A 25,278-nucleotide genomic window follows, 5' to 3' on the forward strand; every position below is an offset into this window, starting at 1 on the left:
GCCTGCTGCCGCCCGGGCATGATGCAGCTGTATCCAACCCAGTGGTGAAGCGAGGACAGTGTGACAGGTGTGGTGGTGACAGGTGCGGCGTCGGGGATCGGCCGGGCCAGCGCGGAGGCGTTGATTGCAGATGGTCGGCGGGTTGCGTTGTGGGACATGGCCCCCGAGGTGCGCGACGTGGCCGAGGCGTTGGGTATGCCCTCCGCGGTGATCGACGTGTGCGACACCGGTGCGCTGCCGGCCGCCGTCGAGGAGGCGGCCATCGCGCTCGACGGCATCGACGGCCTGGTGCACGCCGCGGGCCGCGTGCTGCCGGAACCGGTGGGCGCCTACACCGAGGAGTCCTGGGACGCGGTGCTCGACGTGAACCTGCGTGCGCAGGCGCTGTTGACGCAGCTGCTGCTGCCGCACCTGGAGAAGGCCGCCGCCGACGGCGGATCGCCTGCAGTGGTGGGCATCTCGAGCATCGAGGGTTTGGCGGCCAACCCGTTCATCCCGGCTTACTGCGCGTCGAAGGCCGGGCTGCTCGGCATGACCCGTTCGATGGCTGCTCAGCTGGGTCCGTTGGGAATTAGGGTCAATGCGGTATGCCCCGGTTTCATCCACACCCCGATGCTGCAGATCGCGTTGGACGTCGAGGAGATCCGCGCGAGCTTCGAACAGGCCGCACCGATGGGCCGGCTCGGTCAACCCCACGAGGTTGCGGCCGCGGTGACGTTCCTGATGTCGCCGAAGGCGTCGTTCATCACCGGCACCCAGCTCGTGGTGGACGGCGGAGTGACCAGCCGTCACGCTTGAACTAGTCGCTGGCCGGCAGCGGCTTGGCCTCTTTGAGGCTCAGGGCCGTGGTCCCGATAGAAAGCGTGCCGGCGCCGGCCTTGGTGACCAGTACCTCGGCGCCGCCGTCGTCGACGTAACGCTTGCCCATCAGGTTGCCGTCCGAGAATGCCGCGTCGATCGTGAGATCGGAATCCTTCGCCGGCTTCTCCTGGTCGAGCGGGATCATCGGGACGCCGCCGGCGCGCAGATCGTCGAGACTGTCGGCGCTGCGCACCACGATGACCTGGGTGTCGCACACCTGGCTCTGCAAGCGGGTGCCGTTCTTGATCATGCTGACTCCTTCGAAAGAGGTGCGAGTTCGTCGACAAGCTGGCGGCGCAGGACCTTGCCGGTCGGATTCGTGGGCAGTTCGTCGCGGAACACCACCCGGTCGGGGGTGCGGGATCCACGCAGTTGCTTACGCACATGATCGCGTAGCGCTTCGGGGTCGGGGGAAGCGCCCGCGGCCGGAACCACGACGGCCACGATGATCTGTCCCCATTGCGGGTCCTCGGGACCGACGACGGCGACGTCGCGTACCTCGGGATGCTCGACGAGTACGTCCTCGATCTCGGCCGGGGCTATGTTTTCGCCGCCGCGGATGATGGTGTCGTCGGAGCGTCCGCCGATGAACAGGTAGCCGCCTTCGTCGAGCATGGCGACATCCTTGGTCGGGAACCAGCCTTCGGCGTCCAGCACGGAGCCGATGTCGGTGTATCGCCCCGACACCTGCTCGCCGCGGACGAACAGCTCGCCGGTCTCTCCGGCGCCCAGCACCGTGCCATCCTCGGCGCGAATCTGAACCTCGATGCCAGGTACCACCTGGCCCACCGAGCCGAGCCGACGGGCCGCGGCCGCATCCTCGGCAGCCAGCGCCTCGCGGTGGTCGTCGGGCCCCAGAACCGCGATGGTGGAACTGGTTTCGGTCAATCCGTAGGCATTGACGAAGCCGACGTCGGGCAGCAGTTGAAGGGCCTTGCGGACCAGCGGCAGCGCCACTTTGGAGCCGCCGTAGGCGAGGTTGCGCAGGGTGGGCAGTTCGAGACCGGCCTTTTCCAGGGCGGTGACGATGCGGTCCAGCATGGTCGGTACCACCGTCGCCGACGTGACACCTTCGGTGCGGACCAGCTCGACCCATTTGTCGGCGTCGAAGTGGCGCAGGTACACCATCTTTCGGCCGGCGTACAGGTTGGACATGGCCGCGCTGACCCCGGCGATGTGGTACGGCGGGACGCAGATCAGGGCGGCGTCTTCGGGTGCCGCCGAGGCGAATTCGACCGTCCCGGTGATGTAGCTGGTCAGGTTGTTGTGGGTGAGTTCGACGGCTTTGGGACGTGAGGTGGTGCCCGAGGTGAACAGCACGACCGCTACCGCGTCGGGGTCGGCGAACTCGGCCGCCGGTTCGGCGGTGCGCGCCGCGGCCAGGAAGTCTTCGGACGAGATCACCTGCTTGCCCGCCCCTGCGACGACGTCGGCGTATTCGGCGTCGGCGACCACGAGTGGCTCGGGCAGCCGCTCGATCAGCTCATGCAAGCCGTCCCTGCTGAGCCGGTAGTTCAGCGGCGTGAACGGCACGGCGGCCCGGGCCGAGGCGAACAACAGCAGCGGAAGCAGTGCGCCCCCGGTGCCGACATAAGCGACGTGCGAGGCCCCCTCGCCTGCGATGACGCCGGCGCCGCCGTCGGCCAGGGCGCTGAGCTCCTCGGTGGTCAGGCGCAGGTCGTCGGACACCACCGCGGTGCGGTCGGCTGCGCCCGAGACCGCCATCTCCAGTAGTAGCGAGATGCTCACAGGCCCTGCCCCGGTGCGTCGATGAAGATGTCGATGATCGGATTGTCCCCGCCGCCGTAACCAGACAGATCGGTGACCCCGGCCTCGCTGAGTACGGCGGAGTCGATGAAGGTTTGGCCGGTGACCTCGGCGGCCGGGCGGGACAAGATCTCGACCGCCGCGTCGCCCATGATCTCGGGGCTGCGCGACCGGGTGGCCATCTTGTCGCCTTCGGCCAGATTGGCCACGGCCGAGGTCGCGATGTAGGTCTCGGGCCACAGGCAGCTGAAGCCGATCCCCGGGTACTCGGCCGCCCAGCCGAGTGACAGCAGCGTCATGCCGTACTTCGACAGCGTGTAGGACGGGTGTGCGCCCAGCCAGTACGGGTTCATGTTCATCGGCGGGGCCAGCGTCAAGACGTGCGGGTTGGTCGACTTGCGCAGGTGTGGCAGGGCGGCCTTGGTGAGCAGGAACGTGCCACGGACATTGATGTCCATCATGAGGTCGAACTTTTTGGCCGACAGCGCCTCGGTGGGTTCGGTGGAGATGGCGCTGGCGTTGTTGATCACGATGTCGATGCCACCGAAGTGCTCGACCGCGGTGTCGACGGCGCGGGCCACGTCTTCTTCCTTGCGCACATCGCCGACTACAGCGACGCCCTTGCCCCCGGCCGCCTCGACCTCGGCGACTGCGGTGTGCACGGTTCCGGGCAGCTTGGGGTGCGGTTCCGCAGTCTTGGCCAGCAGCACCACGTTCGCCCCGCGGCGGGCGGCGCCGAGCGCGATCGCCAAACCGATGCCACGGCTACCGCCGGATACGACCAGCGTGCGATCGGTGAATGACTCCTGCTGGCTGGACATGGTCCTCCTCGTCGAGCGCAGCGTCCGCTATGCGCCGTGTGTCAACCGTACCCAAATGGTATTGGCATTCTCATTTTTAGCAAGTCTCGTAATCGTGGGGTTCGGTGGCTGAAGAATCGGCATTCGCCCACACCCGTTCGCGCGGGTAGCTGCCGGCGCCGGTTGTGCAGGTCTAGGCGGTTCAGGCCAGTACAGGCGCCACATTTCCACCCGGCGGTATTGGCATTCTCATTTTTAGCAAGTACGTTATCCACTGATGAACGAGCAAGCTGTCCCTCCGGTAGAGACTCCGTCGGGCATCCCGCTGGCACCCGTCTACGGGCCGGGCGATCGCGCGGTCGAGCCGCCTCCTCCTGGGACCTATCCGTTTACCCGCGGCAACTTCGCCTCCGGCTATCGCGGCAAGACCTGGACCTTCCGGCAGTACTCCGGCTTCGGCACCGCTGAGGAATCCAACCGTAGATACCGCTACCTGCTCGACCAGGGCGGTACGGGTCTGTCGGTGGCGCTGGATCTACCGACGCAGTGCGGCTACGACTCCGACGACGAAGAGTACGGCGAGGAAGTCGGCCGCGTCGGCGTCGCGGTCGACACGCTGGCCGACGCCGAGATCCTGTTCGACGGCATTCCGCTGGACAAGATCAGCACCAGCTTCACCATCAACGGCACCGCGGCCATCCTGCTGGCCTTCTACGTCGCCGCCGCCGAGAAGAAGGGCGTGCCGCGCGAGAAACTGACCGGCACCATCCAGAACGACATCCTCAAGGAGTATGCCTCGCGCGGCACCTGGATCTGGCCGCCCGAGCCGTCACTGCGGCTGATCGCCGACACCATCGAGTTCTGTGCCGCCGAGGTGCCGCGGTTCAACGCGATCTCGGTGGCCGGAGCGCACTTCCGCGACGCCGGGGCTAATGCGATTCAGGAGATGTCGTTCACGCTCGCCGATGGCGTCACCTACTGCGACACCGTGGTCGAACGCGGACGGATGACGATCGACAAGTTCGCCCCGCAGATCTCGTTCTTCTTCTACACCCACGGCGACTTCTTCGAAGAGATCGCCAAATACCGCGCCGGACGGCGCCGTTGGGCCACGATCGTGCGCGAGCGCTACGGTGCCACCACCGACAAGGCCTCGATGTTCCGCTTCGGTTGTGTGGCCGGCGGAGCCTCGCTGTATGCCCCGCAGGCGCAGAACAACCTGGTCCGGGTGGCCTACGAGGCCATGGCCGCGGTGCTCGGCGGCGTGCAGTCGATGTTCACCGCCGCGTGGGACGAACCGTTCGCCCTGCCCAGCGAGGAATCGGCGACGCTGGCGTTGCGGACCCAGCAGATCCTGGCCTACGAGACCGGTGTCACCAAAGTTGCCGACCCGCTGGGCGGTTCGTATTTCGTCGAGGCGCTCACCGACGCCACCGAGGCCAAGATCATCGAGATCATGGACGACCTGGAGAAGCATGGCGGCATGGTGCGGTGCATCGAGGACGGCTATCTGCAGGGGCTGATCGCTGACGAGGCGTTCAAGATTCACCAGGAGACCGAATCCGGTGAACGTCCGGTGGTCGGGGTCAACAAGTTCGTCGTCGATGAACCGGCACCCGACATCGCGACGTACGAGCTCGACGCCGAGGGGCGTGATCTTCAGCTCAAGCGGCTGTCGAAGGTCAAGGCCGAGCGTGACGACGTCGCGGTCAAAGAAACTCTGGCAGCGTTGGCCCGGGGCGCCGAAGGTGACGACAACCTGATGCACCGGTTGATCGACTGCGCCAATGCGTATTGCACAGTGGGAGAGATGGTGTCGACCTTGAAGTCGGTGTGGGGCGAGTTCCAGCAGCCGGTGGTGTTCTAGCCATGGCAACTCGAGTACTTGTCGCGAAACCCGGGCTCGACGGGCACGACCGCGGTGCCAAGATCGTCGCGCGGACGTTGCGGGACGCCGGATTCGAGGTGATCTACACCGGCATCCGTCAGCGCATCGAGGACATCGTTTCGATCGCGCTGCAGGAAGACGTCGCCCTGGTGGGCCTTTCGATCCTTTCGGGCGCGCACGTCGCGCTGACCACCCGCACCGTCGAGGCTTTGCGGGCCGCCGACGCCGGCGACATCGCCGTCGTCGTCGGCGGCACCATCCCGCAGTCCGACGTCCAGAAGCTGCTCGACGCCGGGGCGGCGGCGGTGTTCCCGACGGGAACGTCGCTGGACACCTTGGTGACCGACGTCCGCGCCCTGACCGAGAAAGCGAGCTGACATGCGCCTCGGAGTGATGATCGGGGCCGAGCGTGGCGACATGGCCCGCAAGGTCTCCAAACTGGTCTCCGACATCCAGTGGGCCGAATCGGCCGGGCTGGACAGTGCGTGGATGCCGCAGGTTCCCAACGACTTCGACTGCCTGACCATGGTGGCGCTGATGGCGGCCAACACCACACGCATCGAGTTGGGTACCGCGGTAGTGCCGTTGCAGGCGCAGCACCCCATTGCGCTGGCCCGCCAGGCGCTGTCGGTACACGCGATGTCGGGTGGGCGGCTGGCGCTGGGCGTCGGGCCGTCACACCACTGGATCGTGCGCGACATGCTCGGCCTGCCCTACGACAAACCCGCCGCCTATACCCGGGATTACCTCCAGGTGCTCAACACCGCGATCGCCGGACCGGGACCTGTTGACGTCGAGAACGACTCGTTCACCGTGCACAATCCGACTGTGCTGGCGGCCGACACCCCGATGCCGGTCCTGGTGTCCGCGTTGGGCCCGGTGATGCTGCAGATCGCCGGTGAGCACGCCGACGGTACATCGCTGTGGATGGCCGACGAAAAGGCGATCGGTGAGCACATCGCGCCCAAGATCAACAAGGCCGCGGCCGAGGCGGGCAAACCCGCACCGCGCATCGTCGCCGGCATCCCGGTCACCCTGTGCGCCAACTCCGAGATCGAGGCCGCCAAGGAGCGGGCCAACCGCATCCTGGCCGAGGCCGAGACCTCCCCGAACTATCAGCGGCTGCTCGACCGGGGTGAGGCCCGCAATGTCGGCGATCTGTGCGCGGCGGGGGACGAGGAGTCAATCCTCAAGCGGTTCAAGCAGTTCGCCGACGCCGGGGTGACAGATCTGTCGGTTCGGCTGCTGCCGATCGGGGAGAACCGTGACGAGCTGATCGCGTCGAAGTACCGGACGCGTGAGGTGATCGCCGAACTCGCCAAGGCGGTCAGGTGAATTCGACCGCGCCGCTTGCGGGTATCCGCATCATCGAGGTCGGCGTCATGCTGGCCGGTCCGTACGCCACGATGATGTTGGCAGACCTGGGCGCCGAGGTGATCAAAGTCGAGCCACCGGGTGGCGAGATATCCCGTCAGGTCAGCGACAGCTATTTCGCGAGCCTCAACCGGGGCAAGCGCAGTATCTGTATCGACCTGGGCTCCGACGAGGGCAAGGCGAAACTGGGTGAGCTGGTCGCGGATTCGCATGCGCTGCTGGTGAACATGAAGCCTTCGGTGATCCGGCGGCTGGGCCTGACGTATGACAATCTGCGCCGTTTCAACGACAAGATCGTCTGTGTCGCGATGACGGGTTTCGGGTTGAGCGGGGGCGACGATCCGGCGTTCGACTACGTCATCCAGGCCGCCACCGGGGTGGCCGCGATGACCGGCGATCCTGACGGGCCGCCCACCCTGCCGGGCTATTCCTCCGCGGACAACTCGACCGGTCTGACCGCAGCGCTCGGCTTGCTGGCGATGATCGTCTCGGGCAACGGCGGCCAGGTGGATGTCTCACTGCGTGACGTCATGCTCTCGCAGCTCAACTACCGTGCCTCGGCGTACCTCAACGACGGGGTCGAGCCGCGCCGCCATCCGTTCGGCGCGCACTCGTATTACGTGCCCGCGCAGTTGTTCCCCACGGCTGACGGCTATCTGGCGCTGTTCATCACCCACGACGGGTTCTGGAAGTCGTTCGCCGGGGAGGCCGGGATCGAGGGTTTCGAGACCATGGCTGAGCGGGCCGCCGGCCGCGACGAGGTCCTGGACGTGGTGACCGCCGCATTGGCCACTGATACCGCCGCCGGATGGGAGTCACGGCTCAAGCCACTGGGAATTCCGGCGGCGGCGGTGCGCAGCTTGCCCGAGGCGTTGGACGCGACGCCTGAGATGCTCGTGACGGCCGGGGATTTTCGGCTGGTTGGAACCCCGGTGCACGTCTCGGGTTACACGCCTGACTACCGGCCCGCGCCCGTATTCGACGAGTACGGGCCGATGGTTGCGGATTCGCCGGTTTCTACCGCAGGGTCGTGATCGCGCCAAAGTCGCAGCCCTGCAGGGGAAACCGGCGGCGGCCGTGACGGCTCCGCTCAGTCTTCGTCGTAGGAGACCGTCACTGAATCGCAGTCGGGAACTGCCTGGCAGGTCAGCACGTAGCCGTCGGCCACTTCGTCGTCGTCGAGCGCGTCATTGACCCGCATGGTGGCGGTCCCCTCGAGCAGCTTGGCCATACAGGTGCCGCAGTTGCCCGCCTCGCACGAGAACGGCGGCGTCATGCCGGCGCGGCGCGCACTTTCCAGCAGGGTCTCGCCCTGCCTGCGCGGCACGGTCAACTGCTCGCGGTCGAACACGATCGTGACCTTGCCGTCCGCTGTGCTGCCGGTCATCGGTTCTGCGGTCATGTGACTCCCCTGTGCAAGTACGTTCTGATATGAAGAGAATATCATTCTCGCTAACTGATAGTATCTTTCCGGCATGGTCGGCGCCCACCGGGTGTCCTCAAGAGAGGGGTGGTGATCTTGGCTGACCCCGTCGTGCTCGCATTCGACGAGCGCGAGTACACCTTGGCTGAACTCGACGCGCTGACCAGCGGGATGGCCACTGCGCTGGAACAGCGCGGCGTACGTCCGGGCGGCCGCGTCGCGATCATGTCGTCCAACCGTCCTGAGTTCGTGGTGGCGCTGCGGGCGATCTGGGGCCTAGGCGCGGTTGCCGTGCTGATCAGCCCGGCCTGGAAGGCCACCGAGGTGGCTCACGTGCTCGCGCTGACCGCACCCGGCCATGCGGTGGGTGATCACGAGGCACTGGCCTCGCAGATGCCCATGCTGCATCTGGATGAGCCGATCACCCCGGGACGCCGGCAGTTCGACCCGCCTGAGCCGGACGCCGACGCGCTGTTCGTTTTCAGCTCGGGAACCACGGGGCTGCCCAAAGCGGTACGACATACCCATCGCGGTTTCGCGGCGGCGATCGAGCATTGGCGGCACGCGCTGGGATTCACCAGTGCCGATCGCATGCAGATCATGACACCGCCGTCACACATCCTGGGTTTGCTCAACATCGCGATGGCGCTCGACACCGGCGCCTGGTTGCGCCTGCACCGCCGGTTCGATGTCGACACGATGCTGCGGCATATCGAATCCGATCGCATCACGATCGAAATGGCAGTGGCTCCAATCGCTTTGGCGCTGGCCGCGCACCCTGATCTGGGGCACTACGATCTGTCCTCACTGCGTTACGTGATGTGGTGCGCCACCCCGGTGAGCCGCAGCGTGGCCGATGCGGTCACCGAACGATCCGGAATCCGGTGGCTGACCGCCTACGGCACCACCGAACTCCCGGTAATCGCCTGTAACCCGCTGGAGGCCACCCGCATCGACACCGTCGGCACCCCCGTCCGCGGGGTCGACGTCCGCATCGGTGAGGACGGCGAGATCCAGGTGCGGTCGGACTCGGTGATGGCCGGGTATCTACCGAAGGACGCCACCGCGGGCGCGTTCTGCGACGGCTGGTACCGCACGGGCGACATCGGCTTTCTCGATGACGACGGATACCTGCACATCACCGACCGTTCCAAGGAAATGATCAAGGTCCGTGGGTTTCAGGTGGCACCGGCCGAAGTCGAGGCGGTACTGCACAGCCATCCCGCGGTCTCCGATTGTGCGGTGTTCGGTGTGCCGGATGCGGCCGACGGAGAGGCCATCGTGGCCGCCGTGTCGACACATGCTGAGGTGCCGGCCACCGAACTGATTGCGCTCATCGGCGATCAGTTGGCCTCATACAAGCGGCCCAGCCGCGTGGAGTTCGTAACCGAGATACCGCGGTTACCTTCCGGAAAGGTATTGCGACGAGTGCTGAAGGAGCGGCATGGACGTTCGTCTGACGTCTGAACAGCAGCAGCTGCGCGAGGCCGCAGCGAAACTGGCCGACGACCTCGGACCTGATGCGGTCGGAGAATTGTCGGACGAGGGCCGGATCGCCCGGTTGGAGAGCACGGTCGCCGCAACCGAGTGGCGCACCCTGCGTACCGACGGGGCCTCTGGCGTGGAAGTGGCGATCATCGCCGAGGAGTTCGCACGCGGCCTGGTCGACGTGCCTTTCCTCGGACCGGTGCTGGCCGACGATCTGGCCCGGCGGCTCGACCGGAAGATCGAGCTTGGTGCCGACGAAGCCGCCACCGCCGGTGTGGATCTCACCCGCAGCACGGTCGGTGTGGTCGAGTCGCCCGCAGAGCTGGCGGAACTGTCCAGTGAGGACGCCCTGCGCTGGCAGGCGCTGGCGCTGGCGGCCACCAGCGCCGATCTGGTCGGTGCTGCCCGGGGCGCACATGCGCTGGCCGTCGACTACGCGAAAGTGCGTGAGCAGTACGGCTCGACGATCGGTTCGTACCAGGCCATCGCGCACCTGCTGGCCGAGGGGCTCGCGCTCATAGAAGGGTCGATCAGCGTGCTGCGCCACGCGGCATGGGCGGTCGACGAACTGCCGGCAGCCGAAGCCGTCCGGGCCGCGAGGATCGCCAAGGTCTACTGTGCCCGGGCCGCGCGCACCGTCTGTGAGACCGCGATCCAGGTGCACGGCGGCATCGGAAACACCTGGGAGTGCTTGGCGCATGTGTATCTGCGCCGGATCCTGGTGGCCACCGAGTTGTGGCCCGTCAAGCTAGAAGACTTGGAGGTCACTGATCTTGGACTTTCGTGATTCAGCCGAGGAAGCCGCCTTCCGGGACCGACTGAGGGACTGGCTGGCCGAGAACGCCGCGTCGTTCAAGGCATCCGGCGACGACTACTGGACCCGGATGGGGGAGTGGCATCAAGCCCTCTATGCCGCAGGGTTTTTCGGCACCTCGTGGCCCGAGGAGTTCGGCGGCCAGGACCTGCCGCCGGTCTACGACGTCATCGTCGACGAGGAACTGGCCCGGGCCGGCGCGCCGCCCCGACCCAGCCTCGGTTACCTGGTGGTCGGGCTCGGCCACCACGGCAGCAAGGAACTGCAGCAGCGCTTCCTGCCGGGCATGATCAACGGCACCGAACGCTGGTGCCAGGGTTTTTCGGAACCTGGCGCCGGTTCGGACCTGGCCTCGTTGACCACCACTGCGACGCGCGACGGCGACAACTACATCATCAACGGACACAAGATCTGGACCAGCTACTCCGATGTGGCGGACTGGTGTCTGGTGCTGGCCCGCACCGACAAGGATGTGGCTCGACACAAAGGGATTTCGGCGTTCATCGTGTCGATGCACCAGGATGGCATCGAGCAGCGGCCGCTGCAGATGATCAACGGTGTCACCACGGAATTCGGGCAGGTGGCGTTCGACGGGGCGATGGTACCGGCCTCGAACATGGTGGGCGAGCCCGGTGACGGTTGGCGGCTGGCCATGACGGTGGTCAGCCACGAGCGGGAACCGTCGACCCTCGGCTATTCGGCGCGCTACGGAAAGCTGGTGCGCGAGATGGCTTCTCGGGTCGACAGCGCGGGCGGCAAGATTCCCGAGGATCTGGCCTGGGCCGGGGTGCAGGCCGAGATGCTGCGTCTGCACGTCCGGCGGCGGTTGTCCGAACAGCTCGACGGGCTCAAGCACGGTCCGGACGGCTCGCTGGACAAGCTGCTCATGACCTGGGTCGAGCAGTCCGTCGGGCACGCCGCGCTCGCGGTCACCGGGACATCTGATCCCGAGTTGCTCAGCGCCTACCTGTACAGCCGTGCTCAGAGTGTCATGGGTGGCACGTCGCAGATCCAGAAGAACATCATCGCGTCACGAATCCTCGGACTGGGGGTCTAGCTCTAAATGTATGGAATGCCAGAAGAAATCGACGTGCAGGCCGACGGAGCGCTGCGCATCATCACGCTCAACCGTCCCGATGCGCTCAATGCGGTCAACGACAACTTGCACGTCGGTCTCGCTCGGCTGTGGGAAGAGCTCAACGAAGACGCTGACGCGCGTGCGGCCGTGATCACCGGTGCGGGCCGGGCGTTCTCCGCGGGCGGTGACTTCAACTACCTCGACGAGTTGCGGCGTGACGAAGCGTTGCGGCAGAAGACGATCAAGCACGGACGTGACCTCGTCATCGGCATGGTGCGGTGCCGTATCCCGGTGGTCGCCGCGGTGAACGGCCCGGCGGTCGGGCTCGGGTGCAGCCTGGCCGCGCTGTCCGACGTCGTCTACATGGCCGAGACCGCACACTTCGCCGATCCGCATGTGCAGATCGGGTTGGTGGCGGCCGACGGCGGTCCGCTGGTGTGGGGTTCGCAGATCAGCCTGTTGCAGGCCAAGGAGTTCGCACTGACCGGTGTGCGGATCAAGGCTCAGCGGGCGTTGGAACTCGGCCTGGCCAACCACGTGGTGCAGGACCCGCTGGCCGAGGCGATCGCATGCGCGAAGAAGCTGATCGATCTGCCGAAGCAGGCGGTCGAGGCCACCAAGCGCCTGATGAACATCCAGCTGGAGCAGCAGGTGATGGCGTCACTGGATTACGCCAACCTCGCCGAGTACGTGTCGTTCGGCACGGCGGATTTCAACCGGATCGTGGACGGCCTGATCGCCAAGAACTGATCCCCTCAGCACCGCGAGCGTGCGTGTCTGCTGCCCGACACTCCGTGCCGAGGCAGCATTCCACGCACGCTCGCGGGACGTGAAGGTGCGCAAGCTGTTACGCCATCCGCCTGGGTGATGAAATGTGCACTCTGGCCGGCGACGAGCGTGCACAAAGTGCCTACCGAAAGCGGCGTGCCGGGCGGCAAACACGCACGCTCGCGGTGTGACTAGAAGGTCAGGGCCTCGGAGCGCTGGACGGTGCCGGTGACGCCGCTGGCATCTTGTGCGGCCAGGCGCACGGCCGCGCGCCCCATCGCCTCGGGCGGTTCGACCATCTCCGGCGGAATGTGAAGCCCACTGCCGCCCGCCTGCCACCCTTCGGTCAAGACCACCCGGGACGGGCTGAGGCAGTTGACCGCGATGTTGTCGGCGCGCAGGTCGGCGGCCAGGCCGAGATAGAGCCGTTCGGCGGCGGCTTTGGACACCCAGTAGGCGTTGGCGCCGTGTTCGACCATGTCGACGCCGGTCGTGGTGATGGCGATGAGGGACCCGCCGCCGCGCTTACGCACCTCAGGGATGACGGCCTTGGTCACCAGGAACACCCCGGTGAGGTTCACGTCCAAGCACAGCTGCCAGCGTTTGAGCGGCGTCGTCTCGATGGGACCCAGCCACAGCACACCGGCGTTGGCGACCAGGATGTCGATGCCGCCGAACTCCGAAACCGCCTTGGCGACAGCCTTGTTCACCGACTCCTCGTCGGTGACGTCGCAGGAGACCGGCAATACCCGTCCGCCGGCCTCGTTGATGCACGCGGCCACCGAGCCGATCGTGCCCGGCAGCTTGCCCGGTTGTTCGGAGCGGGCCGCCACGGCCACCGCGGCACCTTCGGCGGCCAGTGCGGCCGCGATCGTGGCACCGATGCCGCGGCTGGCGCCGGCGACGAAAGCGACCTTTCCGCCGAGGCTGCCGCGGGTCCCGCTGCGGTGGGTCGACATTCCTCGCACGTTGGTCATGGCCCGAGTGTGCACGAAATGTCACTCAGCGCCGGTGTTTCCGTCGGCAGACACGCACGCTCGCGGGGCAGAGGCATCACTTCGGCGGGAAGCGCAACGCCCCATCGAGACGAATGATCTCGCCGTTCAGGTAGTCGTTCTCGATGATGCTCTGCGCCAGCTGGGCGTACTCGACCGAGCGGCCCATGCGCTTGGGGAACGGCACCTGCGGGCCCCAGTACTGCTCGAGCTGATCGGCGGCCTTGCCGTAGGCGGGGGTGTTGATGGTGCCGGGGGCAATGGTGCAGACGCGGATCCCCAGCGGTGACAGGTCGCGCGCGGCGACGAGAGTCATGCCGAGCACACCGCCCTTGGCCGCCGAGTAGGGCAGCTGGCCGATCTGGCCCTCGTATCCGGCGATCGAAGCCGTGTTCACGATGACACCGCGGCCGCCTTCTTCGGCGGGCTCGGTCTTGGCGATCGCCGCAGCCGACAGACGCATCACATTGAACACCGCAGTCAGGTAGAACTCGATGGTCTTCTTGAACCCGTCGAGGTCGAGCGGGGAGCCGTCCTTGCCGACCAGCCGGCCGCCGGCAGCGGGGCCGCCGTGGGTGTCCACCGAGATTCGCAGCGGGGCAAGGGCTTCGGCCTCGGCGATGGCGGCCAGCACTGACTCCTCGGAGGTGGCGTCGGTGGGCACGTAGCGCACACCCAGCTCTTTCTCCAGCTTGGCGCCCTTCTCGTCGGCCAGGTCCGCAACGACCACCTTGGCGCCCGCAGCCTGTAGGCGGCGGACGGTCGCTTCACCCAGGCCGCCCGCACCGCCGACGACGATCGCGGAACTACCGGCGATTTGCATACGGTTCCCCTTCTTGCAACTCAGACTCTCTGGCTGCGAGAATAACATTCTCTTACCGGGTAAACCAGGGAGCAGATCAATGCCTGAAGCCGTCATCGTGTCCGCGCTGCGTACCCCAATCGGCACCGCCAAGAAGGGAACCTTGCGCGATGCCGATGCCTATGCGCTGGCTGACCACGTGGTGCGTGCCGCGGTCGACGACCTTGCCGGACACGGCACCATTCCGGTCGACGACGTGATCCTCGGCGAGGGTCTCTACGGCGGCGGTGTCGTCGCCCGCCATGCCGCGATCACCGCAGGCCTCACCACGGTCCCCGGTGCTTCAGTCAATCGACACTGCGCAGCCGGCCAGGCCGCGGTGCAGAGCGCCGCCGCCGGCATCCGGGCCGGAATGGACCGGTTGGTCCTGGCCGGCGGGGTCAACTCGGCTTCGACCTCACCGCGGTTCATCCGCGCGGCCAGCAGCGCCAAGGACGCCGAATGGGTGAACTGGTTCCCGCCCACCCATCCGGACACCCCGGATGCGCCGAACATGGACATGTCGATCACGGTCGGCTGGAACGCGGCGGTGAAGGCCGGGGTGAGCCGCGAGGAGATGGACCGGTGGGCCTTGGGCTCGCACCTCAAGGCCGTCGCCGCGATCGACGAGGGCCGGTTCAAGGAGGAGATCGTCCCCATTCCGACCCCGCACGGGCTGTTCGACACCGACGAGCATCCGCGCCGAGACACCACGCTGGAAAAGCTGGCCGCGCTCAAGCCGCTGCATCCCGAGATCGACGGCTTCTCCATCACTGCCGGCAATGCCTGTGGCGCCAACGACGCGGCCGCCGTGCTCGCCATCGCCAGTGACAAGCTCGGGCTGCCGGCCCTGGCCACCATCAAGTCCTGGGCCTCGGTGGGGGTGGATCCGGCTTCCACGGGGCTGGCCCCGGTGGAGGCGATCACCAAAGCCCTTGGCCGGGCTGGTCTCTCGCTCTCCGATGTGGACCTGTTCGAGATCAACGAGGCGTTTGCGTCGATGTGCGTGGCCACCATCAAGCTGCTCGACATCGACCCGGGGATCGTCAACGTCAGCGGCAGCGGGTGCTCGCTGGGTCATCCGGTGGCGGCCACCGGGGCGCGCATGCTGGCCACGATGGTGCATGAGTTGCGCCGGCGCGGGGGTGGCATCGGCGTGGCCGCGATGTGCGCGGGCGGTGGTATGGGCTCGGCGACGGTCATCGAGGTGCTTGCACCGTAGTGTCGATCGTGATGACGAAGCACAACATCGAAGAACTCATCACCGCGGGCCGCGGCGGATCCCAGCGTGCCGTCGGCCGGTTGTTGAGTCTGGTCGAAAGCGACCGTCGCGACGACGTTCTCGCGGTCCTCGGCCCGGCCTCGCCGCGCGTCATCGGGATCACCGGGCCACCCGGGGCGGGCAAGTCGACGACGGTCGGCGCACTGGTGGGTGCGTACCGCGAGCGCGGCCTGCGGGTCGCCGTGCTCGCGGTGGATCCGTCGTCGCCGTACAGCGGTGGCGCGCTGCTCGGGGACCGGATCCGGATGGCCGCCCACATCAACGATCCCGACGTGTTGATCCGCTCGGTGGCCACCCGTGGCCATCTGGGTGGATTGGCTGCCGCGGTCCCGGCGGCGATCCGGCTGCTGGCCGCGTTGTCGTATGACCTGATCGTATTGGAGACGGTCGGCGTGGGGCAGTCCGAGATCGAGATCGCCGCGATCGCGGATCCGACGGTGGTGATCCTCAATCCCGGTGCGGGGGACGCCGTCCAGGCGGCCAAGGCCGGGCTGCTGGAGGTCGCCGATCTGGTGGTGGTGAACAAGGCCGACCGCGAAGGTGCCGATCAGACCGCCCGTGACCTGCGGGCCGAGGCCAGTGTTCCGGTGCTCAAACTCGTTGCGGCCCAAGGCGAGGGGCTGGCCGAGCTGGTGGAGGCCATCGACGCCCACCATCGGGCCGACACGGCTGACCGCCGCAGCGCCCGGGCACGGACGCAGATCCTGTCACTGGCGCAGACCTTGTTGCGCAATCACGGTGAGTTGGACGGGCTCGCCGCCGCGGTGGCCGACGGCACCACCGACCCGTACAGTGCGGCCGCGAAATTGATCGCGGGCTCAGCCGGGTAGCTCGTGACCCGTCAACTCACCGACTTCCCCGTCGCCGCCGCATAGCCGCTTCGGTAGCCGAACACCATCGCCGGGCCGAGGGTGCCGCCGGCTCCGCCGTAGGCTTTCCCGGTCACTCCACCCATGGCATTGCCCGCGGCGAACAAGCCGGGGATCGGGCTGCCCGTGACGTGCAAGACACGGCCGTCGCGGTCGGTGCGGGGACCGCCCTTGGTGCCCATCGCGCCGATCTTGACGGGTACGGCGTAGAACGGCGCGGTGTCGAGCGGGCCCAGGGTCTGAAGTGCCGGGGTGGGCGCCGAATTGTCGCCCCAGTACCCGTCGTACGCACTCGACCCGCGACCGAAGTCCGGGTCCACCTCACGGGAGACGTTGTCGTTCCAGCGATTCAGGGTTTCGGCGAGGCCAGCGGCGTCGATGCCGGTCTTGGCGCCCAGCTCGGCCAGGCTGGCCGATTCGCAGAACCAGTCCGGCACCGCGTCGCCCGGCTCCACACCGAGGAAGCCATAGCGCTGAAGGTGCACGGAGTCGAACACGATCCAGGCCGGATCGTTGGCATAGCCGGTCTTTGGGTCGAGATACTGAAAGGCGCCTGCCATCGAGTTGTACTCGCCGGCCTCGTTGAGGAAGCGTTTGCCCGCACGGTTGACGATGACGCTGCGCGGACGGGTACGTTCCAGCCGGACGCTGCGGCTGCGCGGATGACCGTCGATGGTGTCGCCGGGTATCTGCACGATCGGAACCCACCACGCTTCACCCATGTTCGCCAGGTCGGCGCCGTGGGCCATGGCCATCCGCAGGCCGTCGCCGGTGTTGTTCGGCGGTGACACGGCACCGCGCATCGGCCCGCGCAGGTAGGCCTCGACCAGCGTGGCGTCCCATTCGAATCCGCCGGTGGCCAGGACGACACCGCTGCGGGCCCGCACGGTCACGTTGGTGCCGTCCACACTGAGGCGCACCCCGGTGATGCCGGTGTCATCGCTGATCAGCTCGATCGCCCGGGCCTCGGTGACCGGCTGGATGCCGCGATCGAGCAGGCCGCGCAGCAGACCGGCGATCAGCGCGGTACCGGCGACACACAGGTCGGCATCGGGATCGTCGTACACGGCGTGAATCCGCGCCCGGGTTTCGGCGTCGATGCCGACGTTGCTGAAATCGGCTGGGAAGGAGGTGATCCGGTCCTTCCAGGCGCCGAGCCTGGCCAGATCCACCGGCCCGGCGCTCAGCGAACGACCGCCACCGGGCCGCCCGCCGGGGAGTTCGGGCTTGTAGTCCGGAAAGCCCTCGGCTACGGCGAATCGCAACTCACTGTTTTCCTCGACGAAGTCGAGCATCGCCGGGCCGGTCCGCACGAAGGTGTCGACCAGATCGGCGTCCATGTAGCCCAGCGACTGGGCCTGCAGATAATCGATCGCGTCCGAGACCGGCAGCGGCCCGTCGGCGCTGCGGTCGTGGGCCGGGATCCACACGATGCCGCCGGAGACGGCGGTGGTGCCGCCGACAGTCGGTGCCTTCTCGTAGATCGCGACCGATGCGCCGTTGACCGACGCGGTCAGGGCCGCGGTGAGACCGGCGCCGCCGCTGCCCAGTACGACGACGTCGACCTCGTCGTCCCAATCGAATTCGGTACGGGTCACTGTCTTTCCCTTTCAGTACAGGATGGCCGATAGTTCGTTTGCCGCCCGGACGACCGCGTCCTTGCCGCCCAGCACGACGTCTTCGCGGTGCGAGATGAGATTGATGCAGGTGGGCGGTGAGGCCAGGCGCCGGCGCACGGGAACCGCCAGGCCATAGGTGTCGGGTTCGATCTCGCCGTGGGTGATCACCCAACCCTGTTCACGGGTTTGGCGGACCAGCTCGCGTTCGCCGGGACGCGGCGGCATGCTCGCCAGCAAGGCCACCCCGGCCGCACCGCGGTCCAGGGGGTGACGGCTGCCCTCGTGAAAAGACAGTTGGTAGAACACCTGCGTCGGCACGATGACCGCCACCGCCACCTGTTGGTCGCCTTCGGCCACCAGCAGGGAGACGGTGCTGCCGAGTTCGTCGGCGAGTGCGCGCAGGGTCGGGACGCTGAGCGCCCGCATGTTGTTGTCGAAGGACGCGCCGAGCGCGGCCAGTCCTGCACCGGGCCGGTAGCGGCCGTCCTCACCCTTTGTCACATAACGGAACTGGCTCAGGGTGGCCAGCAACCGGTAGGCGATCGTGCGATGGGCCCCGACGTGGTCGGCGACCTGCTGAACGGTGAGACCGGCCGGCGCCGCGGCAATGGCGGCCAGCGCGCTCAAACCCCTTGCCAGCGTTTGTGATCCGGGCGCACCGGTGGGAGTGCCATCGGGCTTCGATTGTGTCTGCGGCTGGCTTGCCTTGGCCGCCATAGCGCTCCTCCTTGACAGATAGCACCCCGAGAGTGATGCTCTGATAATAATGCACGCAGATGTGCGCTATATGAGCAAAGTGCTTACAAATTTGGAGAATAACATTCTCGCTACCTCCGGAGAGGGGACCATGACAAGCACTGCCGCCGGGCCGGCATCCGGATCCGTCTCGGCCACCGAACACGAAAGCGTCTGGGCTGACCTGCAGGGCGTGGCGTTCTCGCAGGGCTACATCGATGTGGGTGGCATCCGCACCCGCTACCTGCATGCCGGTGATCCGCAGCTGCCCGCGCTGGTACTGCTGCACGGGTCCGGCGGGCATGCCGAGGCCTACGTGCGCAATCTGGAATCCCATGCCGAGCACTTCTCGACCTGGTCGATCGACATGCTCGGGCACGGCTACACCGACAAGCCGGGCCATCCGCTGGAGGTCGCGCACTACGTCGATCACCTGATCGGCTTCCTCGACACGATCGGCGCGCAACGCGCCCACATCTCGGGGGAATCGCTGGGCGGCTGGGTGGCCGCGCGGGCTGCCGCCGATCACCCGGACCGGGTGGACCGGCTGGTGCTCAACACCGCCGGCGGTTCGCAGGCCGACCCCGAAGTGATGAAGCGGATCATCACGCTGTCGATGGCAGCCGCGGAGAACCCCAGCTGGGAGACTGTGCAGGCCCGGATCAAGTGGCTGATGGCCGATAAGTCGAAGGATTACGACGACATCGTGGCGAGCCGCCAGGCGGTGTACCGCCAGCCCGGTTTCGTCGCCGCGATGAGCGACATCATGGCGCTGCAAGATCCGGAGATCCGCGCACGGAACCTGCTGGGACCCAAGGAATACGGATCGATCACCGCGCCGACATTGGTGTTGTGGACGAGCGATGACCCGACCGCCGACGTCAGCGAGGGCCGGCGGATCGCGTCGATGATTCCCGGCGCCCGGTTCGAGGTGATGCCGGATTGCGGGCACTGGCCGCAGTACGAAGACCCTGAGACGTTCAACCGCCTGCACCTGGACTTCCTGCTGGGGCGCGACCGTGGCTGACGACGTCGATGTCGTGATCGTCGGTGCCGGGCCGGTCGGCCTGACACTGGCGAATGTGCTTGGTATCCAGGGCGTCCGGACGCTGGTGGTGGAGGAGCGTGACACCCTCATCGACTATCCCCGCGGGGTCGGGCTCGATGACGAATCGCTGCGCACCTTCCAGTCGATCGGTCTGGTCGAGGCGATCCTCCCGCACACGGTGCCCAACCAGATCCTTCGGTTCTACGACGGCAATCGCCGGCTGCTGGCCGAAATGGCGCCTCCCGACGCACGATTCGGCTGGCCCAAGCGCAACGGTTTCGTCCAGCCCCTGGTCGATGCACAACTTCTGGCCGGGCTGGACCGATTCGAACATGTTCAGGTGGCTTGGGGCCGCCGCATGGAGTCGGCGGTCGAGACCGCTGATGCGGTGACGGTCGAGTTCGGGCCTGACGTACCCGCGGTGCGGGCGCGCTACGTGGTGGGATGCGACGGCGGGCGCAGCGCCACCCGTCATTTGATGGGAGTGTCGTTCGACGGCACCACGTCTTCGACCCGATGGGTGGTGGTCGACCTGGCCAATGACCCGCTGGGACACCCGAACAGCGAGGTCGGCGCGGACCCGGACCGGCCGTATGCCTCGATCTCGATCGCGCACGGCATCCGCCGGTTCGAGTTCATGATCCACGCCGACGAAACCGATGAGCAGGCTGAAGATCCCGAGTTCGTGGCCCGGCTGCTGGCCCCGTTCGTGCCGCACCCGGACAAGGTCGACGTGATCCGGCGCCGGGTCTACACCCACCATTCCCGCATCGCCGGCAACTTCCGCAAGGGCCGGTTCCTACTGGCCGGCGACGCCGCGCATCTGATGCCGGTATGGCAGGGCCAGGGCTACAACAGCGGCATTCGCGACGCGGCGAACCTCGGCTGGAAGCTGGCCGCGGTGGTCAACGGCCAGGCCGGCGACGCACTGCTGGACAGCTACGACACCGAGCGCCGCAAGCATGCCCGAGCCATGATCGACCTGTCCACGTTGGTGGGTCGGGTGATATCCCCGACCAACCGCAAGATCGCGGTCCTGCGGGACAAACTGATTCGCGGTGCTTCAGTGGTTCCGGCGCTCAAGCGCTATGTGCTGGAGATGCGGTTCAAGCCCATGCCGCGCTATGACCAGGGCGCGGTCTACCACTCGAAGGCGCCGACGCCGGACGCACCCGCGGGCACGTTGTTCATTCAGCCGCGGGTGGACACCCGCGAGCAGTCGAACGTGCTGCTCGACGACGTGATCGGGCTGAACTTCGCGGTGCTGTGCTGGAACAACAATCCGCGCGCGTTACTCGGTGAGCAGGCGTATGCGCGCTGGAAAGCACTGGGGGCGAAGTTCATTGCGGCCCGGCCCCAGACTCAGCTGTTCTGGACCGGGCACGACGCCGACCACGACGACGGCTCTGTGGTGATCGTCGGCGACCGCACCGGTGCCCTGAAATCCTGGTTCGACGTGCACGCCGAATCCGTGCTGGTGCTGCGCCCGGATCGCTGCATCGCCGGGGCCGACATCGCTCAGCGTGCCCCGGAACTGAGCGAGGCTCTGTTCGACGTACTTCATGTGGCGGAAGGAGGTGCCAAAGGTGCCAGTAGCCCTGTGCTGTATGTCCCACAGCCCACTGCTGAATCTTCCGGGACCGTCGGTTGAGCTCCTCGGCGAGATCAGAGCGGCGGTCGGTCGGGCGCGGGAGTTCGCCGCCGACTACGACCCCGAGCTGGTCGTCACGTTCTCGCCCGACCACTACAACGGATTCTTCTATCGACTGATGCCCCCGTTCTGCATCGGCACCGCCGCATCCGGAGTGGGGGACTACGGGACGCACGACGGTGCGCTCAACGTCGCCGGTGACATCGCCCAGGAGTGCGCACAGGCGGTGTGGGAGTCCGGCGTGGACGTCGCGATCTCCACCAGCATGGACGTCGACCACGGCACCGTGCAGCCGCTGCAGGAGTTGTTCGGCGAGGCGACCGCGCGGCCCATCGTGCCGATCTTCATCAATTCCGTTGCCACCCCGCTGGGCCCGCTGTCGCGGTCCCGCGCTCTCGGGGCGGCCGTCGGTGCCTACCTGGCCACCCTCGACAAACGGGTATTGGTTCTGGGTTCTGGTGGGCTGTCGCATGACCCGCCGGTGCCGACGCTGGCCACCGCGCCGCCGGCGGCGCTGGACCGCATCGTGCACGGGGTGCCGATGACGGCCGAGCAGCGCATGGCCCGGCAGACCGCGGTAAGCCAGGCCGCGCACGACTTCGCCCACGGTGACAGTCCGCTGCGGCCCCTGAACCCCGAATGGGACCACAGCCTGCTGGAGATCCTCGACCAGGGCCGGCTCGCTGAACTGGACGGCTGGTCCAACACTTTCATCGCCGGTGAAGGAGGCAACTCGGCCCACGAGATCCGTACCTGGGTGGCCGCCTTCGCAGCGCTGGCAGCCAACGGCCCGTATCGGACGGAGAACCACTTCTACCGGGCGGCACCGGAATTGATCGCAGGATTCGCAATCAGGACGGCGGTAGGAATCTCAGCATGACTTCAGACACCAGTGCACACCCCTTCGACGAAACGGTGGACGTGCTCGTCGTCGGTTCCGGGGGCGGCGGCATGACGGCGGCCCTGACCGCCGACGCGGCCGGGCTGAGGACCCTCGTGGTCGAAAAGTCGTCGCATTTCGGCGGATCTACTGCCCTTTCGGGCGGAGGGATCTGGGTACCGGGGGCGCCGTCGCAGCGTCGAGCCGGTTATGTGCCGTCACCGGACGGCGTGTTCGACTACCTCAAACAGATCACCGAGGGCACAGTCAGCGATGCCCGGCTGCGCAAGTACGTCGAGGCCGCACCGGAGATGATGGACTTCCTCGAGCGCAACAGCGATTGGTTCGAGTTCGTCTGGAAGCCAGGCTATGCCGACTACTACCCGGAGCTCCCGGGTGGCTCGGCCCAGGGCAGCACGATCAATGTCCCGGCCATCGACCTGCGCAAGCTCGGCGAGCACGAGCAGGAACTGCTCGCCCCGCTGGCCCTGGCGCCCAAGGGAATCTGGTTCGCACCCAAGGATCTTCGCCTCTTCTACCAGATCCGGCAGAACTGGCGCGGCAAAGCGGTGCTGTTGAAGCTGATCTGGCGGATGGTGCGCGCCCGGGTATTCGGCGATCGCATGGCCGCCATCGGCCAGTCGCTGGCTGCCCGGATGCGGTTGGCGCTCAAGCAGCACGACATCCCCCTGTGGCTGGATGCGCCGATGACCTCGCTGATCACCGGACCGGATGGCGAGGTGCTCGGCGCCGTCGTAGAACGGGACGGGCACGATGTCAGAATCCGGGCCACCGGGGGCGTGATCCTGGCCTCAGGCGGGTTCGACCACGACATGGCGTGGCGCAAGGAGCACCTGCCGGTCCTGGAAAAGGACTGGAGCTTCGGCAATCCCGCAGCCACCGGTGACGGAATCCGGGCGGGCGAGAAAGTGGGCGGTGCCACCGAACTTCTCGACGAGGCATGGTGGTTCCCGGCGATCTGCTGGCCGGACGGCCGGCTGCAGTTCATGCTCAACGAGCGGATGATGCCGTCGCAGTTCGTGGTCAACGGCGAGGGCAAGCGATTCATCAACGAGGCGGCACCATACATGGATTTCGCCCACGCGATGATCAAAGGGCAGCAGTCCGGAGTCGACCACATCCCGTGCTGGTTGGTCACCGACATCGACTCGTTCCACCGGTACGTGGTGGCCGGGCATCTGCCCATCCCGAAGATCCCGTTCGCCCCGGTGCCCACCGGGCGCAAAGTCCCTCGGGCCTGGCTGGATTCCGGAGTGGTGGTCGAGGCCCACAGCTGGGAGGAGCTGGCAGGCAAGATCGGCGTACCTGCCGAGAATCTGCGCGCCACCGCCGAGCGGTTCAACCGGCTGGCGCACAGCGGGCACGACGACGACTTCAACCGTGGTGACAGTGCATACGACAACTACTACGGGGACCCGACGCTGCCCAACCCCAATCTGCGTCCGCTGGGCAAGCCGCCGTACTACGCCTTCCAGATCATCCTCGGGGACCTGGGCACCTCGGGCGGCTTGCGTACCGACGAACACGCTCGGGTGCTGCGCGCCGACGAGTCCGTCGTGGACGGGCTCTACGCGGTGGGCAACGTCTCGGCGGCGGTCATGGGCCGCAGCTACGCCGGTGCGGGCGCGACCATCGGACCCGCGATGACGTTCGGGTATGTGGCGGCCAGGCATATCGCCCAAGCCGAAAAGTCTGTCGCGCAACACGTCGCACCACCGGCCGACCAACAGATCCAGGACACCGTGAGTAACCCCTCAGGAGGAAACCGATGAAGATTTCGCTGTTCTACGAGTTCGCGCTGCCGCGGCCGTGGTCCGACGATGACGAGCACCAGATGTTCCAGGACGGGCTGGATGAAGTGGAGGCCGCCGACAAGGCCGGTTTCTCCACCGTCTGGCTCACCGAGCATCACTTCCTGGAGGAGTACTGCCACGCCACCGCCCCGGAGATGTTCCTGGCCGCGGCGAGCCAGCGCACCAAGGACATTCGGCTCGGCTTCGGAGTGATGCACCTGCCGCCGCCGATCAACCATCCGGCCCGTATCGCCGAGCGCGTCGCCACGCTCGACCACCTGTCCAATGGCCGGGTGGAGTTCGGCACCGGTGAGGGTTCCTCGGTCGCCGAACTGGGCGGGTTCAACATCGACCCGGCCGACAAGCGCACGATGTGGGAAGAAGCCCTCGAGGTTTCGATCCGCTGCATGACCGAGGCCCCGTTCACCGGATTCAAGGGTGAGCACGTCGAGTTGCCGGCACGCAACGTGATCCCCAAGCCGCTGCAGAGCCCGCACCCGCCGGTCTGGGTGGCCTGCACCCGCCCGTCCTCGGTACAGATGGCGGCCCAGAAAGCCATCGGTGCGCTGAGCTTCGCCTACACCGGACCCGAGGCGCTCAAGGAGCGGGTTGACGGCTACTACAAGGAATTCGAAGAGCAGGGTGCTCCCGTCACCCCGGCTGTCAACCCCAACATCCTGGCCATCGGCGGCGACCTGTCGATGATGGTGGCGAAGTCAGACCAGGAGGCACTCAAACGCCTCGGAATCGGCGGCGGCTTCTTCTCGTTCGGCATCATGCACTACTACCTGACCGGCATGCACACGCCCGGCCGAACCAAGGTGTGGGAGCGTTACGAGCAGGCTGTCAAGGAAGATCCGACGCTGGCTTACGGCCCCGGCCGGGGCGCCATCGGATCGCCCGACACCGTGCGCGAGTTCCTACGCGGTTACGAGGCCAGCGGCGTCGACGAGATCATCCTGCTGCTCAACCCGCGCAGCCACGAGGGCACCATGGAATCGATCGAGATCATGGGTAAGGAGATCTTGCCCGAGTTCATCGAGCGGGACGCGAAGGCAGCCGCGGACAAAGCCAAGCGCCTGGAACCGGTGATCGAGAAAGTGGAGTCGCGTCGGCGTCCGTCCGACGCCCCGCTGTTCGACGAGACCTACGCCTTCGGCGGTCTGCCCACCGGTCGCGACAAATTCACCGCCGGTGAGATCCCCGAGGCGATGGCCGAGATCAACGAGGGTCGGGTCAAGGCCGCCCAGGCGGAGAAGTCTGCCCGCGAGACTGCCGGCTGA

At 66.9% G+C, this 25,278-nt stretch carries 24 protein-coding genes; 16 read left to right on the top strand and 8 right to left on the bottom strand.

The features are described 5' to 3' along the window. The first annotated feature begins 75 nt into the window (after nt 1-75). Nucleotides 76-798 (top strand): SDR family NAD(P)-dependent oxidoreductase, encoded by a 723-nt coding sequence (locus K6L26_RS10760; protein ID WP_234814307.1) that lies wholly within the window; start codon nt 76-78, stop codon nt 796-798. Between the two features lies 1 nt (nt 799). Here K6L26_RS10760 and K6L26_RS10765 read toward each other — a convergent pair whose 3' ends face one another. The 3 genes from K6L26_RS10765 to K6L26_RS10775 are packed head-to-tail and all read right to left on the bottom strand — an operon-like array spanning nt 800 to nt 3,449. Beyond that, nucleotides 800-1,111 carry a hypothetical protein gene (locus K6L26_RS10765; protein ID WP_019345870.1) on the bottom strand — a complete coding sequence of 104 codons (312 nt, stop codon included), beginning with the start codon at nt 1,109-1,111 and terminating at the stop codon, nt 800-802. Next, nucleotides 1,108-2,610: a class I adenylate-forming enzyme family protein gene (locus K6L26_RS10770; RefSeq protein ID WP_221853118.1), complete on the bottom strand. Its 1,503-nt coding sequence runs from the start codon at nt 2,608-2,610 to the stop codon at nt 1,108-1,110. The genes K6L26_RS10765 and K6L26_RS10770 overlap by 4 nt, the downstream gene beginning before the upstream one ends. Continuing rightward, the gene (locus K6L26_RS10775; protein WP_221853119.1) at nt 2,607-3,449 is read right to left on the bottom strand and encodes an SDR family oxidoreductase; all 843 of its coding nucleotides are present in this window, start codon (nt 3,447-3,449) and stop codon (nt 2,607-2,609) included. Before K6L26_RS10775 ends, K6L26_RS10770 begins: the two co-directional genes overlap by 4 nt. Before the next feature lie 256 nt (nt 3,450-3,705). On the opposite strand from K6L26_RS10775, the gene K6L26_RS10780 reads away from it, so the two are divergent. Genes K6L26_RS10780 through K6L26_RS10795 form a run of 4 tightly spaced genes read left to right on the top strand, consistent with a single transcriptional unit; the run spans nt 3,706 to nt 7,724 of the window. Then, nucleotides 3,706-5,295 (top strand): methylmalonyl-CoA mutase family protein, encoded by a 1,590-nt coding sequence (locus tag K6L26_RS10780; protein WP_036393154.1) that lies wholly within the window; start codon nt 3,706-3,708, stop codon nt 5,293-5,295. Nucleotides 5,296-5,297: 2 nt separating this feature from the next. Next, complete coding sequence (locus K6L26_RS10785; protein ID WP_036393157.1) at nt 5,298-5,693, top strand: cobalamin B12-binding domain-containing protein; 396 nt, start codon at nt 5,298-5,300, stop codon at nt 5,691-5,693. Nucleotide 5,694: 1 nt separating this feature from the next. After that, the gene (locus K6L26_RS10790) at nt 5,695-6,651 is read left to right on the top strand and encodes an LLM class F420-dependent oxidoreductase (protein WP_076210491.1); all 957 of its coding nucleotides are present in this window, start codon (nt 5,695-5,697) and stop codon (nt 6,649-6,651) included. Then, entirely contained in the window at nt 6,648-7,724 is a 1,077-nt protein-coding gene (locus K6L26_RS10795) for a CaiB/BaiF CoA transferase family protein (RefSeq protein ID WP_076210489.1), read from the top strand. Before K6L26_RS10790 ends, K6L26_RS10795 begins: the two co-directional genes overlap by 4 nt. Before the next feature lie 56 nt (nt 7,725-7,780). Here K6L26_RS10795 and K6L26_RS10800 read toward each other — a convergent pair whose 3' ends face one another. Further along, entirely contained in the window at nt 7,781-8,092 is a 312-nt protein-coding gene (locus tag K6L26_RS10800; protein ID WP_019346775.1) for a 2Fe-2S iron-sulfur cluster-binding protein, read from the bottom strand. Nucleotides 8,093-8,209: 117 nt separating this feature from the next. Here K6L26_RS10800 and K6L26_RS10805 point away from each other — a divergent pair, with 117 nt between their 5' ends. Genes K6L26_RS10805 through K6L26_RS10820 form a run of 4 tightly spaced genes read left to right on the top strand, consistent with a single transcriptional unit; the run spans nt 8,210 to nt 12,243 of the window. Further along, the gene (locus K6L26_RS10805; protein WP_043369560.1) at nt 8,210-9,580 is read left to right on the top strand and encodes a class I adenylate-forming enzyme family protein; all 1,371 of its coding nucleotides are present in this window, start codon (nt 8,210-8,212) and stop codon (nt 9,578-9,580) included. Then, a complete protein-coding gene (locus K6L26_RS10810) occupies nt 9,558-10,388 on the top strand; it encodes an acyl-CoA dehydrogenase family protein (RefSeq protein WP_019346773.1) in 831 nt (276 codons plus the stop codon). Before K6L26_RS10805 ends, K6L26_RS10810 begins: the two co-directional genes overlap by 23 nt. Next, nucleotides 10,375-11,472, top strand: a complete 1,098-nt coding sequence (locus K6L26_RS10815) for an acyl-CoA dehydrogenase family protein (RefSeq protein ID WP_076210487.1) — start codon at nt 10,375-10,377, stop codon at nt 11,470-11,472. Before K6L26_RS10810 ends, K6L26_RS10815 begins: the two co-directional genes overlap by 14 nt. A gap of 6 nt (nt 11,473-11,478) precedes the next feature. Then, nucleotides 11,479-12,243, top strand: coding sequence for an enoyl-CoA hydratase/isomerase family protein (locus K6L26_RS10820; RefSeq protein WP_043369555.1), 765 nt, complete (start codon nt 11,479-11,481; stop codon nt 12,241-12,243). Nucleotides 12,244-12,452: 209 nt separating this feature from the next. Here the strand turns inward: K6L26_RS10820 and K6L26_RS10825 are convergent, their stop codons facing one another. Together K6L26_RS10825 and K6L26_RS10830 are read right to left on the bottom strand one after the other, a co-directional pair. Further along, nucleotides 12,453-13,238, bottom strand: a complete 786-nt coding sequence (locus K6L26_RS10825) for an SDR family NAD(P)-dependent oxidoreductase (protein ID WP_221853120.1) — start codon at nt 13,236-13,238, stop codon at nt 12,453-12,455. Nucleotides 13,239-13,314: 76 nt separating this feature from the next. Then, the gene (locus K6L26_RS10830) at nt 13,315-14,079 is read right to left on the bottom strand and encodes an SDR family NAD(P)-dependent oxidoreductase (protein WP_019348442.1); all 765 of its coding nucleotides are present in this window, start codon (nt 14,077-14,079) and stop codon (nt 13,315-13,317) included. Nucleotides 14,080-14,158: 79 nt separating this feature from the next. Here K6L26_RS10830 and K6L26_RS10835 point away from each other — a divergent pair, with 79 nt between their 5' ends. Both K6L26_RS10835 and meaB read left to right on the top strand, forming a co-directional pair. Next, a complete protein-coding gene (locus tag K6L26_RS10835) occupies nt 14,159-15,319 on the top strand; it encodes a thiolase family protein (RefSeq protein ID WP_221853121.1) in 1,161 nt (386 codons plus the stop codon). 11 nt (nt 15,320-15,330) lie between these two features. Further along, nucleotides 15,331-16,209 carry a methylmalonyl Co-A mutase-associated GTPase MeaB gene (gene meaB / locus K6L26_RS10840; RefSeq protein ID WP_221853122.1) on the top strand — a complete coding sequence of 293 codons (879 nt, stop codon included), beginning with the start codon at nt 15,331-15,333 and terminating at the stop codon, nt 16,207-16,209. 11 nt (nt 16,210-16,220) lie between these two features. Here the strand turns inward: meaB and K6L26_RS10845 are convergent, their stop codons facing one another. Both K6L26_RS10845 and K6L26_RS10850 read right to left on the bottom strand, forming a co-directional pair. Continuing rightward, nucleotides 16,221-17,846: an FAD-dependent oxidoreductase gene (locus K6L26_RS10845; RefSeq protein WP_064895632.1), complete on the bottom strand. Its 1,626-nt coding sequence runs from the start codon at nt 17,844-17,846 to the stop codon at nt 16,221-16,223. A 12-nt stretch (nt 17,847-17,858) separates the two neighbouring features. Next, nucleotides 17,859-18,584: an IclR family transcriptional regulator gene (locus K6L26_RS10850; RefSeq protein ID WP_036393167.1), complete on the bottom strand. Its 726-nt coding sequence runs from the start codon at nt 18,582-18,584 to the stop codon at nt 17,859-17,861. 130 nt (nt 18,585-18,714) lie between these two features. On the opposite strand from K6L26_RS10850, the gene K6L26_RS10855 reads away from it, so the two are divergent. From K6L26_RS10855 to K6L26_RS10875, 5 genes are read left to right on the top strand one after another with little or no spacing between them, the layout of a single operon-like run. Continuing rightward, nucleotides 18,715-19,629, top strand: a complete 915-nt coding sequence (locus tag K6L26_RS10855) for an alpha/beta fold hydrolase (RefSeq protein ID WP_221853123.1) — start codon at nt 18,715-18,717, stop codon at nt 19,627-19,629. Further along, on the top strand, nt 19,622-21,301 hold the full coding sequence (locus K6L26_RS10860; RefSeq protein ID WP_221853124.1) for a bifunctional 3-(3-hydroxy-phenyl)propionate/3-hydroxycinnamic acid hydroxylase: 1,680 nt from the start codon (nt 19,622-19,624) through the stop codon (nt 21,299-21,301). Before K6L26_RS10855 ends, K6L26_RS10860 begins: the two co-directional genes overlap by 8 nt. Next, nucleotides 21,258-22,181 carry a 3-carboxyethylcatechol 2,3-dioxygenase gene (locus K6L26_RS10865; protein ID WP_245008719.1) on the top strand — a complete coding sequence of 308 codons (924 nt, stop codon included), beginning with the start codon at nt 21,258-21,260 and terminating at the stop codon, nt 22,179-22,181. The genes K6L26_RS10860 and K6L26_RS10865 overlap by 44 nt, the downstream gene beginning before the upstream one ends. After that, the gene (locus tag K6L26_RS10870) at nt 22,178-23,974 is read left to right on the top strand and encodes an FAD-binding protein (RefSeq protein ID WP_221853126.1); all 1,797 of its coding nucleotides are present in this window, start codon (nt 22,178-22,180) and stop codon (nt 23,972-23,974) included. The genes K6L26_RS10865 and K6L26_RS10870 overlap by 4 nt, the downstream gene beginning before the upstream one ends. Beyond that, nucleotides 23,971-25,278, top strand: a complete 1,308-nt coding sequence (locus tag K6L26_RS10875; RefSeq protein ID WP_221853127.1) for an LLM class flavin-dependent oxidoreductase — start codon at nt 23,971-23,973, stop codon at nt 25,276-25,278. Before K6L26_RS10870 ends, K6L26_RS10875 begins: the two co-directional genes overlap by 4 nt.

This window comes from Mycobacterium farcinogenes (assembly GCF_019739075.1).
Taxonomy (GTDB): Bacteria; Actinomycetota; Actinomycetes; order Mycobacteriales; family Mycobacteriaceae; genus Mycobacterium; species Mycobacterium senegalense.

Coding starts and splice junctions, on each gene's coding strand:
- K6L26_RS10765 (WP_019345870.1), bottom strand. CDS start 1,111: ATGATCAAGAACGGCACCCGCTTGCAGAGCCAGGTGTGCGACACCCAG.
- K6L26_RS10775 (WP_221853119.1), bottom strand. CDS start 3,449: ATGTCCAGCCAGCAGGAGTCATTCACCGATCGCACGCTGGTCGTATCC.
- K6L26_RS10780 (WP_036393154.1), top strand. CDS start 3,706: ATGAACGAGCAAGCTGTCCCTCCGGTAGAGACTCCGTCGGGCATCCCG.
- K6L26_RS10785 (WP_036393157.1), top strand. CDS start 5,298: ATGGCAACTCGAGTACTTGTCGCGAAACCCGGGCTCGACGGGCACGAC.
- K6L26_RS10790 (WP_076210491.1), top strand. CDS start 5,695: ATGCGCCTCGGAGTGATGATCGGGGCCGAGCGTGGCGACATGGCCCGC.
- K6L26_RS10800 (WP_019346775.1), bottom strand. CDS start 8,092: ATGACCGCAGAACCGATGACCGGCAGCACAGCGGACGGCAAGGTCACG.
- K6L26_RS10810 (WP_019346773.1), top strand. CDS start 9,558: ATGGACGTTCGTCTGACGTCTGAACAGCAGCAGCTGCGCGAGGCCGCA.
- K6L26_RS10820 (WP_043369555.1), top strand. CDS start 11,479: ATGTATGGAATGCCAGAAGAAATCGACGTGCAGGCCGACGGAGCGCTG.
- K6L26_RS10825 (WP_221853120.1), bottom strand. CDS start 13,238: ATGACCAACGTGCGAGGAATGTCGACCCACCGCAGCGGGACCCGCGGC.
- K6L26_RS10830 (WP_019348442.1), bottom strand. CDS start 14,079: ATGCAAATCGCCGGTAGTTCCGCGATCGTCGTCGGCGGTGCGGGCGGC.
- K6L26_RS10835 (WP_221853121.1), top strand. CDS start 14,159: ATGCCTGAAGCCGTCATCGTGTCCGCGCTGCGTACCCCAATCGGCACC.
- meaB (WP_221853122.1), top strand. CDS start 15,331: ATGACGAAGCACAACATCGAAGAACTCATCACCGCGGGCCGCGGCGGA.
- K6L26_RS10850 (WP_036393167.1), bottom strand. CDS start 18,584: ATGGCGGCCAAGGCAAGCCAGCCGCAGACACAATCGAAGCCCGATGGC.
- K6L26_RS10855 (WP_221853123.1), top strand. CDS start 18,715: ATGACAAGCACTGCCGCCGGGCCGGCATCCGGATCCGTCTCGGCCACC.
- K6L26_RS10865 (WP_245008719.1), top strand. CDS start 21,258: ATGTCCCACAGCCCACTGCTGAATCTTCCGGGACCGTCGGTTGAGCTC.
- K6L26_RS10870 (WP_221853126.1), top strand. CDS start 22,178: ATGACTTCAGACACCAGTGCACACCCCTTCGACGAAACGGTGGACGTG.
- K6L26_RS10875 (WP_221853127.1), top strand. CDS start 23,971: ATGAAGATTTCGCTGTTCTACGAGTTCGCGCTGCCGCGGCCGTGGTCC.